The following is a 17,192-nucleotide window of genomic DNA, read 5'->3' on the forward strand; positions in this document are numbered from 1 at the left end:
ACATGAACACCCTGTCACCCCGTGCGGCCATCGGCCTGTTCTTCATCGTGGTGCTGGCCTGGGGCGTGAATTGGTCGGTGACCAAGCAGCTCGTGCAGTTCGTCCCGCCGTTGTGGAGCGCGGCAATCCGGAGTTGGATCGCGCTGGCTGGATTGTTCGTGCTGCTCGGACTGAGCAACAATCTCGTGATCCCGGAGCGACGCGACTTTCCCGTGATCCTGAGCGTGGCGCTGCTGCATATGACGCTGTTCTCGATCCTGGTTGCCAGCGGCCTTCGCTTCCTGCCCGCAAGCAAGGGCATCGTGCTCGGCTACACCACGCCGCTCTGGGTCGCACTCGCCGCGCCCCTTTTCGGCAAGGACACGCTGACGGCGCCGAAGCTCGCCGGCGCTCTGCTCGGGCTGATCGGCCTTGCCGTCATCCTGAATCCATCCTCGATCGACTGGACCAACCCAAACGTGCTGCTCGGCGCCGGCATGGTCATCCTGGCCGCGATCTCTTGGGCTGCGAACATCATCTATATCCGCGCGCATCGCTGGATCGGATCTCCGCTTCAGCTTTTGCTTTGGCAGGTGCTCGTGGCAACGATCGTGCTGTCGGTCGGCGCGACGGCTGTGGATGGCCTCCCGCATGTGGAGTGGTCGTGGAGGCTCGTATTGTTGTTTCTCTATTCGGGCCTGGTCGGAACAGTCCTGGCTTATTGGGCGATGTCGATGGTCAACAAGAGCATCTCAGCCCTGACGACGTCGCTCGGCACCACCGGGACACCGCTGGTCGGCATCGCCAGCGCTGCGATCCTTCTGGGTGAACCCATCGACGCGAGCCTTGCCGTCGCGGCCGCGCTGATCGTCTCCGGCATCGGCCTTGCGACGCTGGGCGATCGGTTGTTGCGCAGTCAGGCCACCGCGAGAGGCTGAACCCGCAGAACCCCGCGCAGGCCCGCCGCGGTGCCGAGCAGGATGCCGGCAGCCGCGACGAACGATCCCAGCGCGAGCGTAGACACGCCGGTGAGCCCCTGCCCGATCGAGCAGCCGAACGCCATCACGCCGCCGATCCCCATCAGCGCGGCACCGGTCCCTGAGCGGAGCATGTGGCGCGGCGAGGAATAGCCTTCGAGCTTGAAGCGGCCAGTTGCGAGTGCCGTCACCAGACTGCCGGCGAAGACGCCGGCCACCGTCGCGATGCCGAAGTTGAGCGTCAGTCCAGTCGAGAGCATGGCATATTGCAGGCTATCGGCGATCGGCGCGACGAACGTAAGGGAGGTCACGGGGACCGGATTGAAGTCGTCGGCACCGAGATAGCCGGTGGCCAGCCAGCCGCCGGCGACGAGGAGGCCCACAATGATGCCCGCTACGACCTGACCGGGCGAGCGACGGAACGCAGGATGCGCGAAAGCGAACAGGCTCAGCGCGACGGTTGTCGCGGCCGCGGCGAGCGCGCGTGAAAGCGATTCCGTGAAGCCGAGCGTCGCCAGCAACGACGGCAGCGAATTGGCAGGAGCCGTGGCTTGCGTTGCCTGGACCAGCGCAATGCGCGCCGGTGCGATGAGGCCCTTCAGCGTCATCTGCGCGGCAATCGCGAGCACGATCACGACCACGAAGGAGCGGAGATTGCCGCGGCCGAGCAGCACCAGCGCCCGCGAGCCGCAGCCGTTCGAAAGCACCATGCCGTAGCCGAACAGCAGGCCGCCGAGGAACAGCACCGCCGGGGAAAACGATTGCTGCAGATAGATCGACTTGCCGAGATCGACCGTGCCGCTGCCGGCGAGGAACTGGCTCGCGGCGATCGCAACAGCGATTGCGAGCGCGTAGGTCCGCACCAGCCGCCCGTCGCCCTCAGCCAGTAACCCGCGCATGCTGCTCATCAGGCAGAAACCGCTGAGCAGGCCAACGGCACCGTAGACGAGACCGATGGCCAGGCCGGCGAGGATAACGAGTTGCGTGGATTCCATGGTTACGGCTTCAGGATCACCCGGTCACGCGAGGAGCCGGCGACCGCAACATACGCTTCCTTCGCGCGCTCCAGCGGATAGATCGCATTCGCCCTGATCGGAAACGGCTTCAGATGGCCGCTCGCAAAACCCGGCCCGATGTCGCGCAGCACCGCACCCGTCGCGGCCGAGGATAGACCCAGCGTGTCGATGCCGACATAAGTGTGCTGGCCCCGATAGAATTCGAGGATGTTGAACTGCACGATGCGGTCGATCGCGGCGATCAGGATTTGGCGGCCGCGAAGCGCGAGCGATTTGTGCGCGGCCTGGAAATAGGGATCGCCGACCGTGTTGAAGACGACGTCGGCGCCCTTGCCGCCGGTCAATTCGTGCACGCGCGCGGCGATTTCGGTGGCGGAGGCGTCGATCACCTCGATGGGCGCGTTGGTGTGGCCTTCATAGGCTTCCGCCCTGCGCACCACACCGATCACGCGCGCGCCCTGCCAGGTCGCGATCTGCACCGCGGCCTGACCGACCTTGCCATTCACCCCGAAAACCAGAACGGTCTCGCCGCGCTTCGGCACGCCCGCCCTGCGAAAGCCTTCCATCGCGGTCACGAAGGGCACGCCGATGCCGGCGGCCTCCTCCCAGGACACAGTCTTCGGCTTCTCCACGACCGCATCGGCTTCGACCACGAGATGGCTCGCATGAGTGCCGTCACGACGAATGCCGAGGTCCCCGGACGAGCCGAACACTTCGTTCCCAATGGTGCCGGCGGGCCCGTCAATCACCACGCCGGCATAGTCGCGGCCGGGGGTCCGGGGGAACACGGCATAGGGCATCAGCCCGGTCGCAGCCTTGACGTCGGAGGGATTGACCGCGGCAGCCTTCACCTCGATCAGAAGATCGTTCGGCCCGCGCGCAAGCATCTGCCGCTCAATTGTCGGCGCAAGCGCAGCGGCATTTTCAGCTTTGGCGCTGAGGCGCACACAGCGCGCTTCGACGGTTTTGGCATCGGCTGACATGAAAAGACCCGCGATTTCTCGCGGGCCTTGTCGCCTCTGGCGCCGGTCGAGTCAATCCGTCCGGTCAGTCCTTTGGCCGCTTGTCGAAGAGCCGCTTGGCCTTGCCGAGCGAGCGCTCCAGCGTGGCCGGCGCAACTACCTGCACCCTGGAGCTGACGCCGATCGTATTCTTGATGTGGGTCGAAATTCGATCCGCATGGTCGACGAGGCCGCGGCCGTCCCAGCTCTCGGGCCGCGCCTCGGCGATGATGGTGAGCTCGTCCATGCGGCCTTCCCGGGTGAGCTCGAGGATGAAATGGCCGCCGCACCAGTCGGTCGCGAGCAGCACCTCCTCGATCTGGGTCGGGAACAGATTGACGCCGCGCAGGATGATCATGTCGTCCGAGCGCCCGGTCACCTTCTCCATCCGCCGCATGCCCGGCCGTGCCGTTCCCGGCAGCAGCCGCGTCAGGTCGCGGGTTCGATAGCGGATCACCGGAAAGGCTTCCTTGGTGAGCGACGTGAAGACCAGCTCGCCCTTCTCGCCGTCGGGCAGCACCGCGCCGGTCTCGGGGTCGATCACTTCCGGGTAGAAATGATCCTCCCAGATGTGCAGGCCATCCTTGGTCTCGATGCATTCCTGAGCGACGCCCGGGCCGATCACCTCGGACAGGCCATAGATGTCGGTCGCGTCCATGTCGAAGGCGTCCTCGATCTCGGCGCGCATCGCGTTGGTCCAGGGTTCCGCGCCGAAGATGCCGATCTTGAGCGAACACTGGCGCGGATCAAGCTTCTGGCGCTTGAACTCGTCGAGGATCGCCAGCATGTAGCTCGGCGTCACCGTGATGATGTCGGGCCGGAAATCATTGATGAGCTGCACCTGCCGCTCGGTCATGCCCCCGGAAATGGGGACAACCGTGCAGCCAAGCTTCTCGGCGCCGTAGTGCACGCCGAGACCGCCGGTGAAGAGTCCATAGCCATACGCATTGTGGATGATCATGCCGGTGCGGCCGCCGGCGGCCCGGATCGAGCGCGCCATCACCTCGGACCAGGTGTCGATGTCGCGCTGCGTATAGCCGACCACGATCGGCTTTCCGGTCGTGCCGGATGAGGCATGCACCCGCACCAGCTTTTCGCGCGGCACGGCGAACATGTCGAAGGGATAATTGTCGCGCAGGTCCGTCTTGACCGTGAACGGGAATTTGGCGAGATCAGAGAGCTCGCGAAAGTCGGACGGATGCACGCCCGCTTTGTCGAACGCCTTGCGGTAATGCGCGACGTTGTCGTAGGCGTGCTTCAGCGACCACGCCAACCGCTGCTTCTGCAGCGCCATGATCTCGCCGCGCGAGGCGCGCTCATGCGCATCCATCTCGGCGCTATAGGCGTTGCCACCTTCCTTGAGCCTCGTCAGAGCCATCCTCGTTTCCCCACATTGCCTGTTCTTTTTTGTTTGGTTTTATTGATCTTGCGCCGGCAGCCATTTGCCGGGAATGACGCGGGAATGTCCGCGGAATTCCGCGATGACGACCTCGCCCGCCGTGACACGCACGTCGTAGATGCCGGAGCGGCCGCCGCGGGTGATCTCCCGCGCTCTTGCGATGAGACGATCGCCAAGCTTGCCCGGCTTGATGAAAGTGATCTGGCCCTGCGCCGCGACGACGCGCTCATTGTGCGAGTTGCAGGCGAACGCGAAGGCGGAATCGGCGAGCGTGAAGATGAAGCCGCCATGAGCAATACGCTGGCCGTTGACCATATCAGGCCGCACCGTCATGGCGAGCGTCGCGAAGCCCGGGCCGATCTCGACGATCTCCATGCCGAGACCTTTGGAGGCATCGTCCTCAGCCCACATCGCCTCGGCGCAGGCACGGGCAATATCCTCAGGCGACAGGGCGGCTTTCACGTTCACGCGCTTCTCCCGGCCAGACGTTTGCTCATGATGTTGTTCTGGTTGGCTCACACTGTCAAATATTGCGACGCATTTGCATTGCGGAGCCGCAGAACGCCTGATCAGACATGATCATAATCGACCACGACGCGCTCGGTGGACGGCTTGGCCTGGCAGGTGAGAACAAAACCGGCCTCGAGCTCCCACGGTTCCAGCGAATAGTTGATGTCCATCGGCGCCTTGCCTTCGACCAGCTTGGCGCGGCAGGTCGAACACATGCCGCCCTTGCAGGCAAAGGGCAGATCGACGCCGGCGCGCAGCGCGGCATCGAGGATGGCCTCGTCCTGGGCGACGGGCACGTCGCGGCGCTTGCCGTCGATGATCAGCGAGGCGATCGCCTTCGGCGGCGCGTCGGGCGCAACCGCCTTTTTCGGCCGCGGCTTGCCGCCGAACTCGGAGACGAAGCGCTCGACATGGATGCGCTCGTCGGCGATGCCGAGATCGCGGCAGGTCGCCTCGATGTCCTCGCTCATGCCAAGAGGACCGCAGATGAAGACGTGATCGACGCTGGCCGCCGGCACCAGCGCGCGGAGCAGCACCCTCACCTTGTCGCCGTCGAGCCGGCCATGCAGGATCGGAATGTCCTGCTCCTCGCCGGAGAGCACGTAAAAGATCGAGAGACGATCGATGAAGCGGTCCTTGAGCTCCTCGAGCGCTTCGAGGAACATGATGTTGTCGGTGGTGCGGTTGCCATAGAATAGGAAGAAGCGGCTGTCCGGCTCGCGCGCGAGCACGCCCTTCACGATCGACAGGATCGGCGTGATGCCGGACCCGGCGGCGAAGCCGACATGAACGCGCGCACGATCTGCCGGCGGGACCAGACCGAAGCGGCCGGTCGGCGTCATCACGTCGAGTTCGTCGCCGCATTTGAGATCTTCGGCGGCCCAGCTCGAGAACGCGCCGCCGTCGACCTTCTTGACGGCGATACGGATCTCGCCGTCGTCAGGGCCGGAACAGATCGAATAGGAGCGGCGCACCTCTTCGCCGTCGAGCGTGGCGCGCAACGTCAGATACTGGCCGGGTGTGAAGGCGTAATCGCCGGCGAGTTCGTTGGGGATGGCAAAGGTCATCGAGACGGCGTCCGTAGCCTCGCGACGGAGGTCCCTGACGGCGAGGCGATGGAAGCGCGGTGCGGCTGCGGACATGGTCAATGGCACTTGAAATAGTCGAAGGGTTCGCGGCAGGCCTTGCAGCGCCAGAGCGCCTTGCAGGAGGTCGAGCCGAATTCGGACAGCAGCTCTGTCTTGTCCGAGCCGCATTGCGGGCACGCCACCGTCTGATCGCCGAACAGCGCGCGGCGCGAGTTTGAAGCTTGCGGCGGCGCGATGCCGTAGGCGCGCAGCTTCTTGCGTCCGTCCTCGGTCAACCAGTCCGTGGTCCAGGCCGGCGACAGCACGGTCCGTACCTTTGCATGTTGAAAACCGGCGCGCTCCAGCGCAACCTCGATTTCGAGCGCGATCATGTTCATGGCCGGGCAACCCGAATAGGTCGGTGTGATCGCGACCTCGACATGATCGCCGTCGAGAACGACGTCGCGCAGCACGCCGAGATCGGCAATGCTCAGCACCGGAATTTCCGGATCGACCACGCTTGCGGCGGCGTCCCAGGCGCGCTGGCGCAGCGCGGCGTCATCGGTCACCGTCACCATATCAGCCCCGGGAAAGTTCGCTGCATCGATTGCAGCTCCGACAGGAGGTGGCCGAGATGCTCGCTGTGACGACCGGAGCGACCGCCCTGCTGCATCCAGTCGTTCTGCGGCAGCGCGAGCGTTGCTTCACGCGTGACCTCCGAGAGAGTCGCCAGCCAGCGCCCGCGCAAGCTTGCGGGATCGACGGCAATGCCACGATGGATCAGCGCGCGTTCGCCGTCGTCGACGGCAAACATCTCGCCGGTAAAGGCCCAGAGATTGTCGATCGCAGCCTGCGCCCGGCGATGACTCTCCTCCGTGCCGTCGCCGAGCCGGATGATCCATTCCGAGGCATGGCGCAGATGGTAGGCGCTCTCCTTCTCCGATTTCGCAGCAATCGCCGCCAGCGTCGCATCGCGCGAATTCATCATCGCGCGCCAGTAGAGATCGGCGAAGGCGGAATAGAAGAATTGCCGCACCAAGGTCTGGGCAAAATCGCCGTTGGGCTGCTCGACTAGGAGAAGATTGCGGTACTGCCGCACGTCACGCAAGTAAGCGAGCTTGTCCTCGTCGTTGTCCCTGCCTTCGACCTTGGCGGCAAAGGTGTAGAGCTCCCGCGCCTGGCCGATCAGGTCGAGCGCGATGTTGGAGAGTGCCATGTCCTCTTCCAGCATCGGCGCGTGCCCGCACCATTCCGACAGCCTATGACCGAGGATCAGCGCATCGTCGGCGCGGCGCAGCGCGTAGATCACCAGCGGGGTTTCGGAGACCTGGATGTTGGCGACCACCATCACATGTGCCCCACTTCATCCGGCACCTCGTAGAACGTCGGGTGCCGGTAGATCTTGGATTCCGCCGGCTCGAACATCATGCCCTTCTCGGCGGGATCGCTCGCGGTGATCGCGCTCGAGGGCACGACCCAGATCGACAGGCCCTCGCCGCGCCGGGTGTAGATGTCGCGGGCGGCCTGCAGCGCCATGATCGCATCGCTCGCATGCAGCGAGCCGACATGCTTGTGTGCGAGCCCGTTGCGGCTGCGAATGAAGACTTCCCACAGCGGCGTGTTCGGCGTGGCCATATCGGTCTCCTATTCGGCAGCCTGGGCGGTCTGACGCTGGGCGCGCTTGGCGGCATAGCTAGCTGCCGCCTCGCGCACCCAGGCGCCCTCCTCGTGCGCCTTGCGGCGCGCGGCCATGCGGTCGCGATTGCAGGGGCCGTTGCCGGTCAGCACCTGCTTGAATTCGGTCCAGTCGATCTCGCTGTGGCGCCAGTGGCCGTCAGCGTCCTGCGTCATGCCGGGATCGGGAATGGTGAGGCCGAGATATTGCGCCTGCGGCACGGTGGCATCGACGAACTTCTGGCGCAGCTCGTCATTGGAGAAGCGCTTGATCTTCCACTTCGTCGAGGTGTCGCTGTGCTGGCTCGTCGCGTCGGGCGGACCGAACATCATCAGCACCGGCCACCACCAGCGGTTCAGCGCGTCCTGCGCCATCGCCTTCTGCTCCTCCGAGCCGCGGCACAGCGTCACCATGATCTCGTAACCCTGGCGCTGGTGGAAGGACTCCTCCTTACAGACGCGAATCATCGCGCGCGCATAAGGCCCGTAGGAGCAGCGGCACAGCGGGATCTGGTTCATGATCGCGGCGCCGTCGACCAGCCAGCCGATCGTGCCGATGTCCGCCCAGGTCAGCGTCGGATAGTTGAAGATCGATGAATATTTGGCCTTGCCGGCGAGCATGGCGTCGACCAGCTCCTCGCGCGAGGAGCCGAGCGTCTCGGCGGCGGCATAGAGATAGAGCCCGTGGCCGCATTCATCCTGCACCTTGGCGAGCAGCGCGGCCTTGCGGCGCAAGGTCGGCGCGCGCGTGATCCAGTTGCCTTCGGGCAGCATGCCGACGATTTCGGAATGCGCGTGCTGGGAGATCTGGCGGGTGAGCGTCTTGCGATAGGCCGCCGGCATCCAATCGTTCGGCTCGATGCGCTCCTCGGCATCGATGCGGGCCTGGAATTGCGCAGCTTTGCCTGCGTCCTCGAGATCGCGATCAGCGGTCTCGGCCGTGTTCAGCGCCTGGGTGTACATGCGCATCCTCCCGTTTATTGAGAGAGAATATATAACAAGATTTACATCATGCAAGATATTTCTGTAACATAATGATCAGGCGCCGAACCTTCGTTCCAGCAGCTTTCGCGCGGCCGGCAACGGCCCTTTTTCATTGGTTCCATGGCTGTCGAGCCATTGTTCGGACGGAGCAAGCAGCGCGCGATAGATCTCGCCGCAGAGTTCGCGGGCCGCCCTGCCCGGCCAATCCGGCGGCAGCAGGCTCTCGGGCAGCAATGGATCGCGCAGCACGACGCGGCGGTAATGGTGGATCAAGAGGATCCGCGCGGTGAAGGCGTCGGCCTCGGACAGATCCGTGCCGCGCGCGATCGCGGCGCGCAGCGGCTCGAACGTCTTCATGAATTTCAGATAGGCATCGGCGGTCCGATCGAGCGGCCAGCTCGCGCTGAGCAGACGGCGGCCGCTGTCGTCTTCCGCCGAGACTTCGAGGCGGATCGCGCCCGCGGCCTCATCCGGCACCGGAACGCCCGATGGCGCGACCCATACGCCCGGCAGCGGGCTGCCGAAGCCGGCATTGCGCAGCGCTTCGCGCGATGCGTCGCGATCCTCGCCATTGCCGATCAGCAGCAGCTCGAAACGTCCGGTCCAGTCGGACGGCGGCGGATCGTAGATGTGGCGCGTCGCGGCCTCGAAGGTCTGGCGGCCCTTGTCGGCCAGGCGATAGAAACTGTTGCGACCGACCTTCTCGCGCGTCAGCCAGCCGTCGGCGGCAAGCCGCGACATTGCGGTGCGCACCACGCCGCTGACGATGTCGAGGCTTTCGAAGAATTCCAGAAGCGTGCCGAGCCACACCGAGCCACCACGCGGCACGATGGCATCACCAAACACTGTGATGACGATGGAGCCGGTGCGCGAGGGCTCGCGCTTGAGCTGGTCGATGATACGAGAGAGCGGATGCGCCATGCAGCAGCCTTAGCGCGTTTGGTGCAGGCGCGACAGTGGAGCGGGACGACGGCTCTTCTCCTTCTTCCCGCTATCGCATCTCCGATGCAATCCGACCTCGCCCAGCTTGCAGGGAGTGGTGAAGAGGAGCGCTACCGATGCGGATCGGGATACACCACGCTGCGCCAGCCGCTGCGATCGAACGGGCGCCACTGGCCTTCCTTCTGCGCGAGGCGATCGGCTACGGCATAGACGGCGGCCGGATGATGGCCCATGCCGCAATGGCTGCTCTCGACCTCGATGCTCTCGGTCTGTGCGCCCGTCTTCTCCATGCAGCCTTGCCAGGCGCAGACGCCGTCGGTACGGCTGAAGATGGCGGTGGTCGGCACCGGCGGCGGAGCGGCAAGCTCGCCGCCGAAACGCGGATCAACCTCGTCGGCCTTGCGGCCGCTCGCCCATTCATAGACGCGCCAGGCGTTGGTCGAGCGTGGATCGCCGGCAAAGGGGCTACCAAGCGTGATCACTTGGCGCACGCTGTCCGGCACCATCTTGGCAAGCTGGCGCGCATAGATGCCACCGAGGCTCCAACCGACCAAGCTGATCTTGCGGCCGTGGGTGTCGTTGAGCTCTCGGATCTGACCGAGCATCGCATCCTGCACGCCGGGCCGCAGGCCGTAGTTGCGGCCTTGGCGCCAACCAGCCACTGCATAGCCCTTGCTGCTCAGAAACGTGCGCAGCGCGCCAGTGGAGGTGTCGGAGGCCACGAGGCCCGGCAGCACCAGCACCGGATGCCCATCGCCGCGCGGCGCAAGGCTCAGCAGCGGCAGCGCGCCGAGGAATGCGCCGAACTCGTGGATCGCGCGTCCTTCCAGAAACATCAAGGTACGGGACGGCGGACGCAGCGTTTGGGCAGTAGCGGTCATCAATGGTCCCCTGGGAAGAATCGCTGAAAAGGAGGCCGGCGAGGCCGGCAAATGCGTAGACAGATTCCAACTCGCCGGCTTCTGGATCGTTCCGCAGCGCAACATGAATCAGCTAGGCGGCCGGTTCCTGGTATTCAAGCGGGAGAGACGCGCGGCGACAATAGGTCCGCGCGTTAATGCTAACGGCCGTGACGCAAAAGTCACAACAATCGGAGCAGGAATTCTACGGTGTAGAGCGCGAGCCCGGCGAGCCCGCCGATCAACGAGCCGTTGAAGCGGATGTATTGCAGGTCGCGGCCGATGTTGATTTCGATCAGCGAAATCAGCTGCGTCATATTCCACGCCTTGACCTGATCGGAGATGAAGGTGGAGACGCCGCTCTTCTGGTCCGCGACGAAGCTGCGCAGCACGGTGACGAGACCCTTATTGATCTCGCCGCGCAACTCGGCATCGCTGGCGAGCGCCTCGCCGGCTGAGACGAACATCCCGGCGAGATGATGTTGCAGCACCTGCGTCTCGCCGCTCGCGCTGCGCTCGATGAAGGAGCGCGTGTTGGCCCAGACGGTGCGGGCGAGATCGGCGAGCTCCGGCCGCGCCAGGAGATCGCGTTTCAGGCCGTCGATGCGGTCGATATAGGCCTGATCGGTGCCGAGCCTGTCGACGAAGTTCAGCACCATGCGGTCGAACTCGCCGCGGAACGGATGCTTGGGGTCGCTGCGCACTTCGTTGAAGAAGGCGGTGGCGGAGGCCACGATCTTGTTCACCAGAAACTTGTCGGCACGATAGAGCTTGAGCAGGGTCGGCAATTCCGCGCGCACCTTCTCGCGGATCATCGCCATCGTCTCTGTCTGGTTCAAGGTCTCGTGCATCACGCGCAGCAGATCGTCGAACAGGATCTGATGCCGTCCCTCCGCGACGAAGCCGCGCAGCGTGCCGGCCGCCAGCGGCGCGAGGTCGATCGCCTGGAGCTGCGAGGACATGCGGCGGATGATGAAGGTCATCAGGCCGGAGCTTTCGGTTGCGGATACGGCCTCCGGCAAGAGACGCAGGGCAAAGCGCGCGAGGTCGTCGCTGCGCTTGCGGTCGCGCAACCAGTCGGCGACGAAGGAGCCGAAATCGATCTCCTTCAGCTTGGCTTCGACGGGACCCGCCTCGAGGAAATGCACCTGGATGAATTCGCCGAGCTTGTCGGCGATGCGGGCCTGGTTGCTCTGGATGATCGCGGTGTGCGGGATCGGCAGGCCGAGCGGCCGCTTGAACAGCGCCACCACGGCATACCAGTCGGCGAGCCCGCCGATAGTCGCGGCCTCGGCGAAGGCGGCAATGAAGCCGAACACGGGATGCACGGGCAGCAGCCATTTCGCGACGACGAACAGTGCCAGCGTCGCGGCCAGCACCAAAGTCGCCAGCGTCTTGACGCGGCGCAGCTCGGCCGCGCGTGCAGCATCGCCGGGGGCGTCGAAGGAAAAGGTGACAGACGAGTCCATGACTGCATCACAGTACTCGTCATTGCGAGCGAAGCGAAGCAATCCAGAATCTTTCAGAGGAAAGACTTTGGATTGTTCATCGCATCAGCGCAAAATTGCTACGCAATTTTGTCGCGAGCTCCTCGCAATGACGGCGGCGCAAAAACAAAGGCCCGCCGAAGCGGGCCTTAAATTCAGTTTGTGCTCAGGCGCCAGATCAGGCGGTCTTGCTGTAGACCTTGGCGAAATTGTCCTGAGCGGACTTCGCACCGTTGGCGGCGAGCTTGCCGAGATAGTCGGCGGTCGCCTTGGCGCGCGAGACGAACACTTCGCCGCGGGAGCGGAGCAGGCTCGACTGGATCTCGACGGCTTCGCTGACCGACTTGGCGGACGCGAGCTTGTCGATGCCCGAGAAGAACGCCTCGGCGTCCTCGTAGATCGCCTGCTGGATGTTGCGGCTGATCTTGCCGGCCTCGGTGATGGACTCGGTCACCGCGTTCTCGACGGCGGCGGTCACGCGCTCGGAGCCAGCGAACACCTCGGCAGCACGGTCCTTGGCAGTGTTGGCAGTCTTCTTGACGAATTCGCGGGCGGCCTCGGGAACTTCCAGGTTCTGGATGTTCTTGAAAGCGTCCTTGAAGCCCTCGAAAGCGGTGTTGGTTTCAGTGGTCATGGGGTTCTCTCCATCCTCAATGGTTTGAGCTATGGGCTCACCCCGTCCGCATTGGCCCGGGGCACGACCTATATGGCACGGTTAATTGTGCATCGCAATATTGATATTGCAGTGCGATATCACGAAATAGTGAACAGCCCTCGCGAGAGGCATCCTGATGCTTCCGTAGCCATGGGGGCACGTGAATGGGTCCGATCCGGACCCAATGTCGGACGCCCCCTGTTTAGTGCTGCACGGCGCCAGGCAGGCCGTAGGCCTCCATCTGAGCCTGGACCTGCGCGATGTTGTGGCCGAGCACGACGATGTCGTGGGTCTTGCCGTCGACGTCCCGGACATGGTCCCGCAGCAGGGCCTCGGCCTTGAAGCCGAGGCTCTCGAACAGGGCGATCGCCGCCTGCTGATCCACCGTCATCTGGACCGAGAGCTTTTCCAGGCCCGCTCCGAGCGCCAGCGCAAAAGTCTCCTGCGACAGCGCCTTGCCCACGCCCTTGCCGCGGACCTCAGGCGAAACCACCATCCGGATCTCACCGACATGAGGCGACCAGGAATGGGGATCGCGCACCAGCGTGCCGCAACCAACGACCCTGCCCTCTCTCACCGCGAGCAGGCTCTGAATAGCTCCGCGCTCGATTTCCTTGACCCAGGCCGACAGCACCTTCGGCTCGCTGATGTTGCGTGGCAGGAACAACAGGTCATGGGTCGGCAGGCCCTTGCCAAAAGCCAGCACCGCGGCCTCGTCCGCGGGCGACATCAGGCGGATCTCGATAGTGCCGGCGTCGGTCTTGACATGGCGCGGATAGGAACGCTGCTCGCTCATATCGATCTCTTTCCCAGCCAGGAATCCAGTTTCGGCCACAGCCGCTTCACCGCGTTGGCGCCGGCAACGAGCGAAACGTGACCGCCCTTCAGGATCACCTCTTCCTTGTCGGTCGAGCCGACCTTGGCGATCAGGTGCTTGGCCGCCTCATAGGGCACGATATGATCGTGCTCGGCGACGGCATGCAGGATCGGCACCGTGATGTTCTCGAGCTTGGCCGCACGGCCGCCGACCGACATGGTGCCGTCGAACAGCTTGTTGTCCCACATCAGGTCCTTGGTGATGGTGCGGAAATATTCGCCGGCGAGCGGCAGCGTGTCGGTCGCCCAGCGATCGAACATGCGGTACGACTTCACGAACTCGTCGTTCCAGATGTTCTCCCAGAGCTGGATCTGGCTCACCGTACGCGAGGCCGGCCGCAGCATCTCGAACGAGGACAGGATCATCTCCGGCGGCACGTTGCCGACGCTGTCGACGAGGTGGTCGACGTCGAAATAGCGGCGATCGGAGAAGTTCGAGAACAGCTTCATCTCTCGGAAGTCGATCGGCGTGGTGAAGCAGATCAGGTTCTTCATCGGCCCGTCCTTGTGGATCGAGCCGTAGAGCAGCGACAGCACGCCGCCAAAGCAATAGCCGATGACCGAGACGTCCTGCTCGCCGGAATCGGCTTGCACGCGGCGGACGCAGTTCGGAATGAAGTCGAGGACATAGTCCTCCATGCGCAGGCTCTTCTCCTCCGGCCTCGGCGCGCTCCAGTCCAGCATGTAGACGTCGTAGCCGCGTTTCAGCAGGAACTCGATGAAGCTCTGGCCGGGCACGAGGTCGAGGATGTAGCCGCGATTGGTGGTTGCCATTACGATCAGCACCGGCACGCGGTAGATCTCGTCCGACATCGGCCGGTAGTGATAGAGGCTCATGGTGCCGCGCGAGTGCAGCACGTCCTTTGGCGTCGAGCCGAGCGAGGGGCCCGAGGTCGAGAAATATTCGACGCCCTTGATGCTGCGCTGAATCGCGCGCTGCACCTCGGACTGGATGCGCTCCGGGATCGAGGCAAGATCAAGTCCCGCCGGCGCGTTCATTCGTGGTCTCCGCCTTCGGACGGCGGACGCTTGGTTCGCGGTGGCCGCGGCGCGGCGCCGGGTTGCGGCGCGCCCGACGTGGCCGACATCTGGCTCAGCATCGACTTGATCTCGCCGAGCTGGCCTTCGATCGACTGGAGCCGTTCCGCGATGCCGGTCATCTGCTCGCGGCTCGGCAGGTTCATCGAGATCAGGTACCTCTCCATGAGATCGCCGAATTGCTTCTGAGCACCTGCAGCAACGCCGCCGGCGCGGTTCATGGCCTGCGAGAATTCGGGCGTCTCCATCGCCTTAGTCGCGAAGGAGTTGAAACCCTTCTCCATTTCGCCAACCATCTTCTGCCACAAGGCGACCGGATCAGTGATCTTGTCGGTCATCAGCGTCCTCCCAATGCGGAGGGCTTTGCACCCTTCTTGTCCCGCCATACCACACCGTTGCGTGGTGCCGGTCAACCGGCAAGCAACTGACGCAACGTCGGAGACGCGGCTTCTTCGTGGAATGAAACCGTGCGATACAGCATCGGTCAGCAGGAGGAACCCGTGACCGCCCATCAACCGTCCCAGACCGTCCGCGCCAACGGCATCGACATCTGCTACGAGATCTTCGGCAACGAAAATGCCGAGCCGCTACTGCTGATCATGGGCCTCGGCGCGCAGATGATCCATTGGGACGATGCGTTCTGCGAGCAGCTCGCCGCACGCGGCTTCCGCGTGATCCGCTTTGACAACCGAGACATCGGCAAGTCGAGCCATCTCACCGGCGGCAAGCGGCTGACGCCGTTCGAGCTGCTGAAGCTGCGCTTCTTGCGCATCCCGGTGGCCGCCACCTACAAGCTGATCGACATGGCCAAGGACACGGTCGGGCTGATGGATGCGCTCGGCATCAAGTCGGCGCATCTCGTCGGGGCGTCCATGGGCGGCATGATCGCGCAGGAGGTGACGCTGTCGTTTCCGCACCGCGTGCGCTCGCTGACCTCGATCATGTCGACGACGGGCAATCCGCGCGTGCCGCCGCCGACGCGCGAGGCCGCCGCGGTGCTGATGGCACCGCCGCCGCGCAGCAAGGAGGAGTTCATCGTCCGCTATGGCCAGACCTGGAAGGTGCTGCGCGCCGGGCATTTCCCGGAAGAGGAAGCGCTCGACCCCGGCCGCGCCGAGCGGGTGTTCGCGCGCGGGCTCAATCCGGCCGGCGTCGGCCGTCAGCTCCGCGCCGTGCTTGCCTCGGGCAGCCGCAAGGAGCGGCTGCACACCGTGAAGGTTCCGACGCTCGTGATTCACGGCACCGTCGATCCGTTGGTCCGCCCCGAAGGCGGCAAGGACACGGCTGCGTCGATCCCGAACGCAAAGCTGCTGATGATCGAGGGCATGGGCCACGCGCTGCCCATGCGCTTCTGGCCGGAAATCATCGACGCGATCGACAAGCATGCGCATGGCGCGGCGGCGCAGGCGGCCTAGGCCGGCCGGTCTCCTCCAGGTGACCATGTGAGCAGCCGGTGCCTGTCTTAACGCGGGTTCCGATGAAGGCTATACAGACCGTCTCAGACGCCAGACAGAGGCTGCGGCCTCTCGGAGCTCACATGCACTTCATCATTCGATCGGCGGCAATGGCCGCTTCCATTCTCATGTTGTCTCTCGCCGGCGGCGCCGCGATGGCGGCCAGCGCGCAGGAAGAAGCCAACCGCCAAACTGTGCTGGCCTTCTATGAGAAGGGCCTCAATCAGAAGGACGCCGACGCCGCCCTCGCCTATGTCGGCAACCGTTACGTCCAGCACAATCCAACCGCTCCCGACGGGCCGGAGGGCTTCCGGAAGTTCATCGGCTTCCTGCGCGAGAAGTTTCCGAACTCGCGCAGCGAGATCAAGCGCAGCTTCGCGGAGGGCGACTTCGTCATCCTGCACGTCCACTCCGTTCGCGAGCCCGGCACCAGGGGCCGCGCGATCGTCGACATCTTCAAGCTGGAGAACGGCAAGATCGTCGAGCATTGGGACGTCATTCAGGAGATTCCTGAAAACCCGGCGAACGGCAACACGATGTTCTAGCCTCGAGGCGCGCCTAGCCTTTCCGCGCGATCCAGATCACGTGGCGCGCGCCGCCGCCTCTGCCGGTGGCGCGAACGTTGACTTCGTTGACGTCGAAGCCGGCGCGCTTGAGGCGCCCTGTGAACGGCGGATTGGGTCCCGACGACCAGACGGCCAGCACGCCTCCCGCCCGCAGCGCCGTCTTCGCAACCTGCAGCCCGCTCGCATCGTAGAGCGCGTCATTGCCCTTCCGGGTCAGCCCTTCGGGCCCGTTGTCGACGTCGAGCAGGATGGCGTCGAAGGCCGAACGCTTCGCCCGGATGATTTCACCGACATCGATCTCGCGAATGCTCACCCTGGCATCATCGAGGCTATCGCCGAAGACCTCGGCCATCGGGCCTCGCGCCCAGGCGACGACCGACGGCACCAACTCGGAGACCACGATCTTCGCCTGGGCTCCGAGCACGGCCAGCGCCGCGCGTAGCGTAAAACCCATGCCGAGACCGCCGATGAGAACGACGGGCTTTGCGACTTTCTCGATCTGCTTCGCGGCAAGGGTTGCCAGCGCTGCTTCCGACCCCGACAGGCGGCTGTTCATCAGCTCGTTGGTGCCGAGCTTGATGGAGAACTCCTTGCCCCGGCGCATCAGGCGAAGCTCCTCGTCGGAACCGGGAATTTTGGCGGTGTCAATCTTTTCCCAGGGAATCATG

General features: G+C 64.4%; 20 protein-coding genes. 3 read left to right on the forward strand and 17 right to left on the reverse strand.

Features of this window, described 5'->3' with window-relative positions; translation table 11 throughout:
• The first annotated feature begins 2 nt into the window (after window positions 1–2).
• A complete protein-coding gene (locus I6F24_RS02500; RefSeq protein WP_036025740.1) occupies window positions 3–917 on the forward strand; it encodes a DMT family transporter in 915 nt (304 codons plus the stop codon).
• On the opposite strand, the gene I6F24_RS02505 is transcribed toward I6F24_RS02500, so the two are convergent.
• The 16 genes from I6F24_RS02505 to I6F24_RS02580 all read right to left on the reverse strand — a co-directional run bounded on the left by I6F24_RS02505 (window position 896) and on the right by I6F24_RS02580 (window position 14,842).
• Window positions 896–1,951 (reverse strand): YeeE/YedE family protein, encoded by a 1,056-nt coding sequence (locus tag I6F24_RS02505; RefSeq protein ID WP_036004835.1) that lies wholly within the window; start codon window positions 1,949–1,951, stop codon window positions 896–898. The two genes, I6F24_RS02500 and I6F24_RS02505, sit on opposite strands and share 22 nt — an antisense overlap.
• 2 nt (window positions 1,952–1,953) lie before the next feature.
• A complete protein-coding gene (locus I6F24_RS02510) occupies window positions 1,954–2,955 on the reverse strand; it encodes a zinc-binding alcohol dehydrogenase family protein (protein WP_036025741.1) in 1,002 nt (333 codons plus the stop codon).
• 64 nt (window positions 2,956–3,019) lie between these two features.
• On the reverse strand, window positions 3,020–4,351 hold the full coding sequence (gene paaK, locus I6F24_RS02515; protein WP_036025742.1) for a phenylacetate--CoA ligase PaaK: 1,332 nt from the start codon (window positions 4,349–4,351) through the stop codon (window positions 3,020–3,022).
• Window positions 4,352–4,390: 39 nt separating this feature from the next.
• Entirely contained in the window at window positions 4,391–4,840 is a 450-nt protein-coding gene (gene paaI, locus I6F24_RS02520; protein WP_036025743.1) for a hydroxyphenylacetyl-CoA thioesterase PaaI, read from the reverse strand.
• Window positions 4,841–4,941: 101 nt separating this feature from the next.
• A complete protein-coding gene (gene paaE, locus I6F24_RS02525) occupies window positions 4,942–6,024 on the reverse strand; it encodes a 1,2-phenylacetyl-CoA epoxidase subunit PaaE (protein ID WP_036025744.1) in 1,083 nt (360 codons plus the stop codon).
• A 2-nt stretch (window positions 6,025–6,026) separates the two neighbouring features.
• Window positions 6,027–6,527, reverse strand: coding sequence for a 1,2-phenylacetyl-CoA epoxidase subunit PaaD (gene paaD / locus I6F24_RS02530; RefSeq protein WP_036025745.1), 501 nt, complete (start codon window positions 6,525–6,527; stop codon window positions 6,027–6,029).
• Window positions 6,521–7,297, reverse strand: coding sequence for a 1,2-phenylacetyl-CoA epoxidase subunit PaaC (paaC, locus tag I6F24_RS02535; protein ID WP_036025747.1), 777 nt, complete (start codon window positions 7,295–7,297; stop codon window positions 6,521–6,523). The genes paaD and paaC overlap by 7 nt, the downstream gene beginning before the upstream one ends.
• Window positions 7,297–7,584, reverse strand: coding sequence for a 1,2-phenylacetyl-CoA epoxidase subunit PaaB (gene paaB, locus I6F24_RS02540; RefSeq protein WP_036025749.1), 288 nt, complete (start codon window positions 7,582–7,584; stop codon window positions 7,297–7,299). The genes paaC and paaB overlap by 1 nt, the downstream gene beginning before the upstream one ends.
• Before the next feature lie 9 nt (window positions 7,585–7,593).
• A complete protein-coding gene (paaA, locus tag I6F24_RS02545) occupies window positions 7,594–8,586 on the reverse strand; it encodes a 1,2-phenylacetyl-CoA epoxidase subunit PaaA (protein ID WP_036025764.1) in 993 nt (330 codons plus the stop codon).
• A 75-nt stretch (window positions 8,587–8,661) separates the two neighbouring features.
• Entirely contained in the window at window positions 8,662–9,528 is an 867-nt protein-coding gene (gene paaX, locus I6F24_RS02550; RefSeq protein WP_036025750.1) for a phenylacetic acid degradation operon negative regulatory protein PaaX, read from the reverse strand.
• Window positions 9,529–9,659: 131 nt separating this feature from the next.
• The gene (locus I6F24_RS02555; protein WP_036025751.1) at window positions 9,660–10,430 is read right to left on the reverse strand and encodes an alpha/beta hydrolase; all 771 of its coding nucleotides are present in this window, start codon (window positions 10,428–10,430) and stop codon (window positions 9,660–9,662) included.
• 200 nt (window positions 10,431–10,630) lie between these two features.
• The gene (locus I6F24_RS02560) at window positions 10,631–11,917 is read right to left on the reverse strand and encodes a DUF445 domain-containing protein (protein WP_225149920.1); all 1,287 of its coding nucleotides are present in this window, start codon (window positions 11,915–11,917) and stop codon (window positions 10,631–10,633) included.
• 196 nt (window positions 11,918–12,113) lie between these two features.
• Entirely contained in the window at window positions 12,114–12,569 is a 456-nt protein-coding gene (locus I6F24_RS02565; RefSeq protein WP_036004804.1) for a phasin, read from the reverse strand.
• Between the two features lie 223 nt (window positions 12,570–12,792).
• Window positions 12,793–13,386, reverse strand: coding sequence for a GNAT family N-acetyltransferase (locus I6F24_RS02570; RefSeq protein ID WP_225127366.1), 594 nt, complete (start codon window positions 13,384–13,386; stop codon window positions 12,793–12,795).
• Window positions 13,383–14,465, reverse strand: coding sequence for an alpha/beta fold hydrolase (locus tag I6F24_RS02575; RefSeq protein ID WP_225149921.1), 1,083 nt, complete (start codon window positions 14,463–14,465; stop codon window positions 13,383–13,385). The genes I6F24_RS02570 and I6F24_RS02575 overlap by 4 nt, the downstream gene beginning before the upstream one ends.
• Window positions 14,462–14,842, reverse strand: a complete 381-nt coding sequence (locus I6F24_RS02580) for a hypothetical protein (protein WP_225149922.1) — start codon at window positions 14,840–14,842, stop codon at window positions 14,462–14,464. The genes I6F24_RS02575 and I6F24_RS02580 overlap by 4 nt, the downstream gene beginning before the upstream one ends.
• A 162-nt stretch (window positions 14,843–15,004) precedes the next feature.
• Between I6F24_RS02580 and I6F24_RS02585 the strand changes: the two genes are divergently transcribed.
• Together I6F24_RS02585 and I6F24_RS02590 are read left to right on the forward strand one after the other, a co-directional pair.
• Window positions 15,005–15,919, forward strand: coding sequence for an alpha/beta hydrolase (locus I6F24_RS02585; RefSeq protein WP_109145881.1), 915 nt, complete (start codon window positions 15,005–15,007; stop codon window positions 15,917–15,919).
• A gap of 122 nt (window positions 15,920–16,041) precedes the next feature.
• On the forward strand, window positions 16,042–16,503 hold the full coding sequence (locus I6F24_RS02590; protein ID WP_225127369.1) for an ester cyclase: 462 nt from the start codon (window positions 16,042–16,044) through the stop codon (window positions 16,501–16,503).
• 13 nt (window positions 16,504–16,516) lie between these two features.
• On the opposite strand, the gene I6F24_RS02595 is transcribed toward I6F24_RS02590, so the two are convergent.
• Window positions 16,517–17,191: a spermidine synthase gene (locus I6F24_RS02595; RefSeq protein ID WP_109144507.1), complete on the reverse strand. Its 675-nt coding sequence runs from the start codon at window positions 17,189–17,191 to the stop codon at window positions 16,517–16,519.
• Window position 17,192 lies beyond the last annotated feature (1 nt).

The sequence above is a fragment of the Bradyrhizobium sp. BRP23 genome (genome assembly GCF_020194135.1).
Lineage (GTDB): Bacteria > Pseudomonadota > Alphaproteobacteria > Rhizobiales > Xanthobacteraceae > Bradyrhizobium > Bradyrhizobium yuanmingense.

Bases quoted from the DNA above. Each gene is read 5' to 3' on its own strand.
- I6F24_RS02590 (WP_225127369.1), top strand. From the start codon at position 16,042: ATGCACTTCATCATTCGATCGGCGGCAATGGCCGCTTCCATTCTCATG.
- paaD (WP_036025745.1), bottom strand. From the start codon at position 6,527: ATGGTGACGGTGACCGATGACGCCGCGCTGCGCCAGCGCGCCTGGGAC.
- I6F24_RS02505 (WP_036004835.1), bottom strand. From the start codon at position 1,951: ATGGAATCCACGCAACTCGTTATCCTCGCCGGCCTGGCCATCGGTCTC.
- I6F24_RS02580 (WP_225149922.1), bottom strand. From the start codon at position 14,842: ATGACCGACAAGATCACTGATCCGGTCGCCTTGTGGCAGAAGATGGTT.
- I6F24_RS02500 (WP_036025740.1), top strand. From the start codon at position 3: ATGAACACCCTGTCACCCCGTGCGGCCATCGGCCTGTTCTTCATCGTG.
- paaC (WP_036025747.1), bottom strand. From the start codon at position 7,297: ATGGTGGTCGCCAACATCCAGGTCTCCGAAACCCCGCTGGTGATCTAC.
- paaX (WP_036025750.1), bottom strand. From the start codon at position 9,528: ATGGCGCATCCGCTCTCTCGTATCATCGACCAGCTCAAGCGCGAGCCC.
- I6F24_RS02510 (WP_036025741.1), bottom strand. From the start codon at position 2,955: ATGTCAGCCGATGCCAAAACCGTCGAAGCGCGCTGTGTGCGCCTCAGC.
- I6F24_RS02575 (WP_225149921.1), bottom strand. From the start codon at position 14,465: ATGAACGCGCCGGCGGGACTTGATCTTGCCTCGATCCCGGAGCGCATC.
- I6F24_RS02565 (WP_036004804.1), bottom strand. From the start codon at position 12,569: ATGACCACTGAAACCAACACCGCTTTCGAGGGCTTCAAGGACGCTTTC.
- paaA (WP_036025764.1), bottom strand. From the start codon at position 8,586: ATGTACACCCAGGCGCTGAACACGGCCGAGACCGCTGATCGCGATCTC.
- paaK (WP_036025742.1), bottom strand. From the start codon at position 4,351: ATGGCTCTGACGAGGCTCAAGGAAGGTGGCAACGCCTATAGCGCCGAG.
- paaB (WP_036025749.1), bottom strand. From the start codon at position 7,584: ATGGCCACGCCGAACACGCCGCTGTGGGAAGTCTTCATTCGCAGCCGC.
- I6F24_RS02560 (WP_225149920.1), bottom strand. From the start codon at position 11,917: ATGGACTCGTCTGTCACCTTTTCCTTCGACGCCCCCGGCGATGCTGCA.
- I6F24_RS02595 (WP_109144507.1), bottom strand. From the start codon at position 17,191: ATGATTCCCTGGGAAAAGATTGACACCGCCAAAATTCCCGGTTCCGAC.
- paaE (WP_036025744.1), bottom strand. From the start codon at position 6,024: ATGTCCGCAGCCGCACCGCGCTTCCATCGCCTCGCCGTCAGGGACCTC.
- I6F24_RS02570 (WP_225127366.1), bottom strand. From the start codon at position 13,386: ATGAGCGAGCAGCGTTCCTATCCGCGCCATGTCAAGACCGACGCCGGC.
- I6F24_RS02555 (WP_036025751.1), bottom strand. From the start codon at position 10,430: ATGACCGCTACTGCCCAAACGCTGCGTCCGCCGTCCCGTACCTTGATG.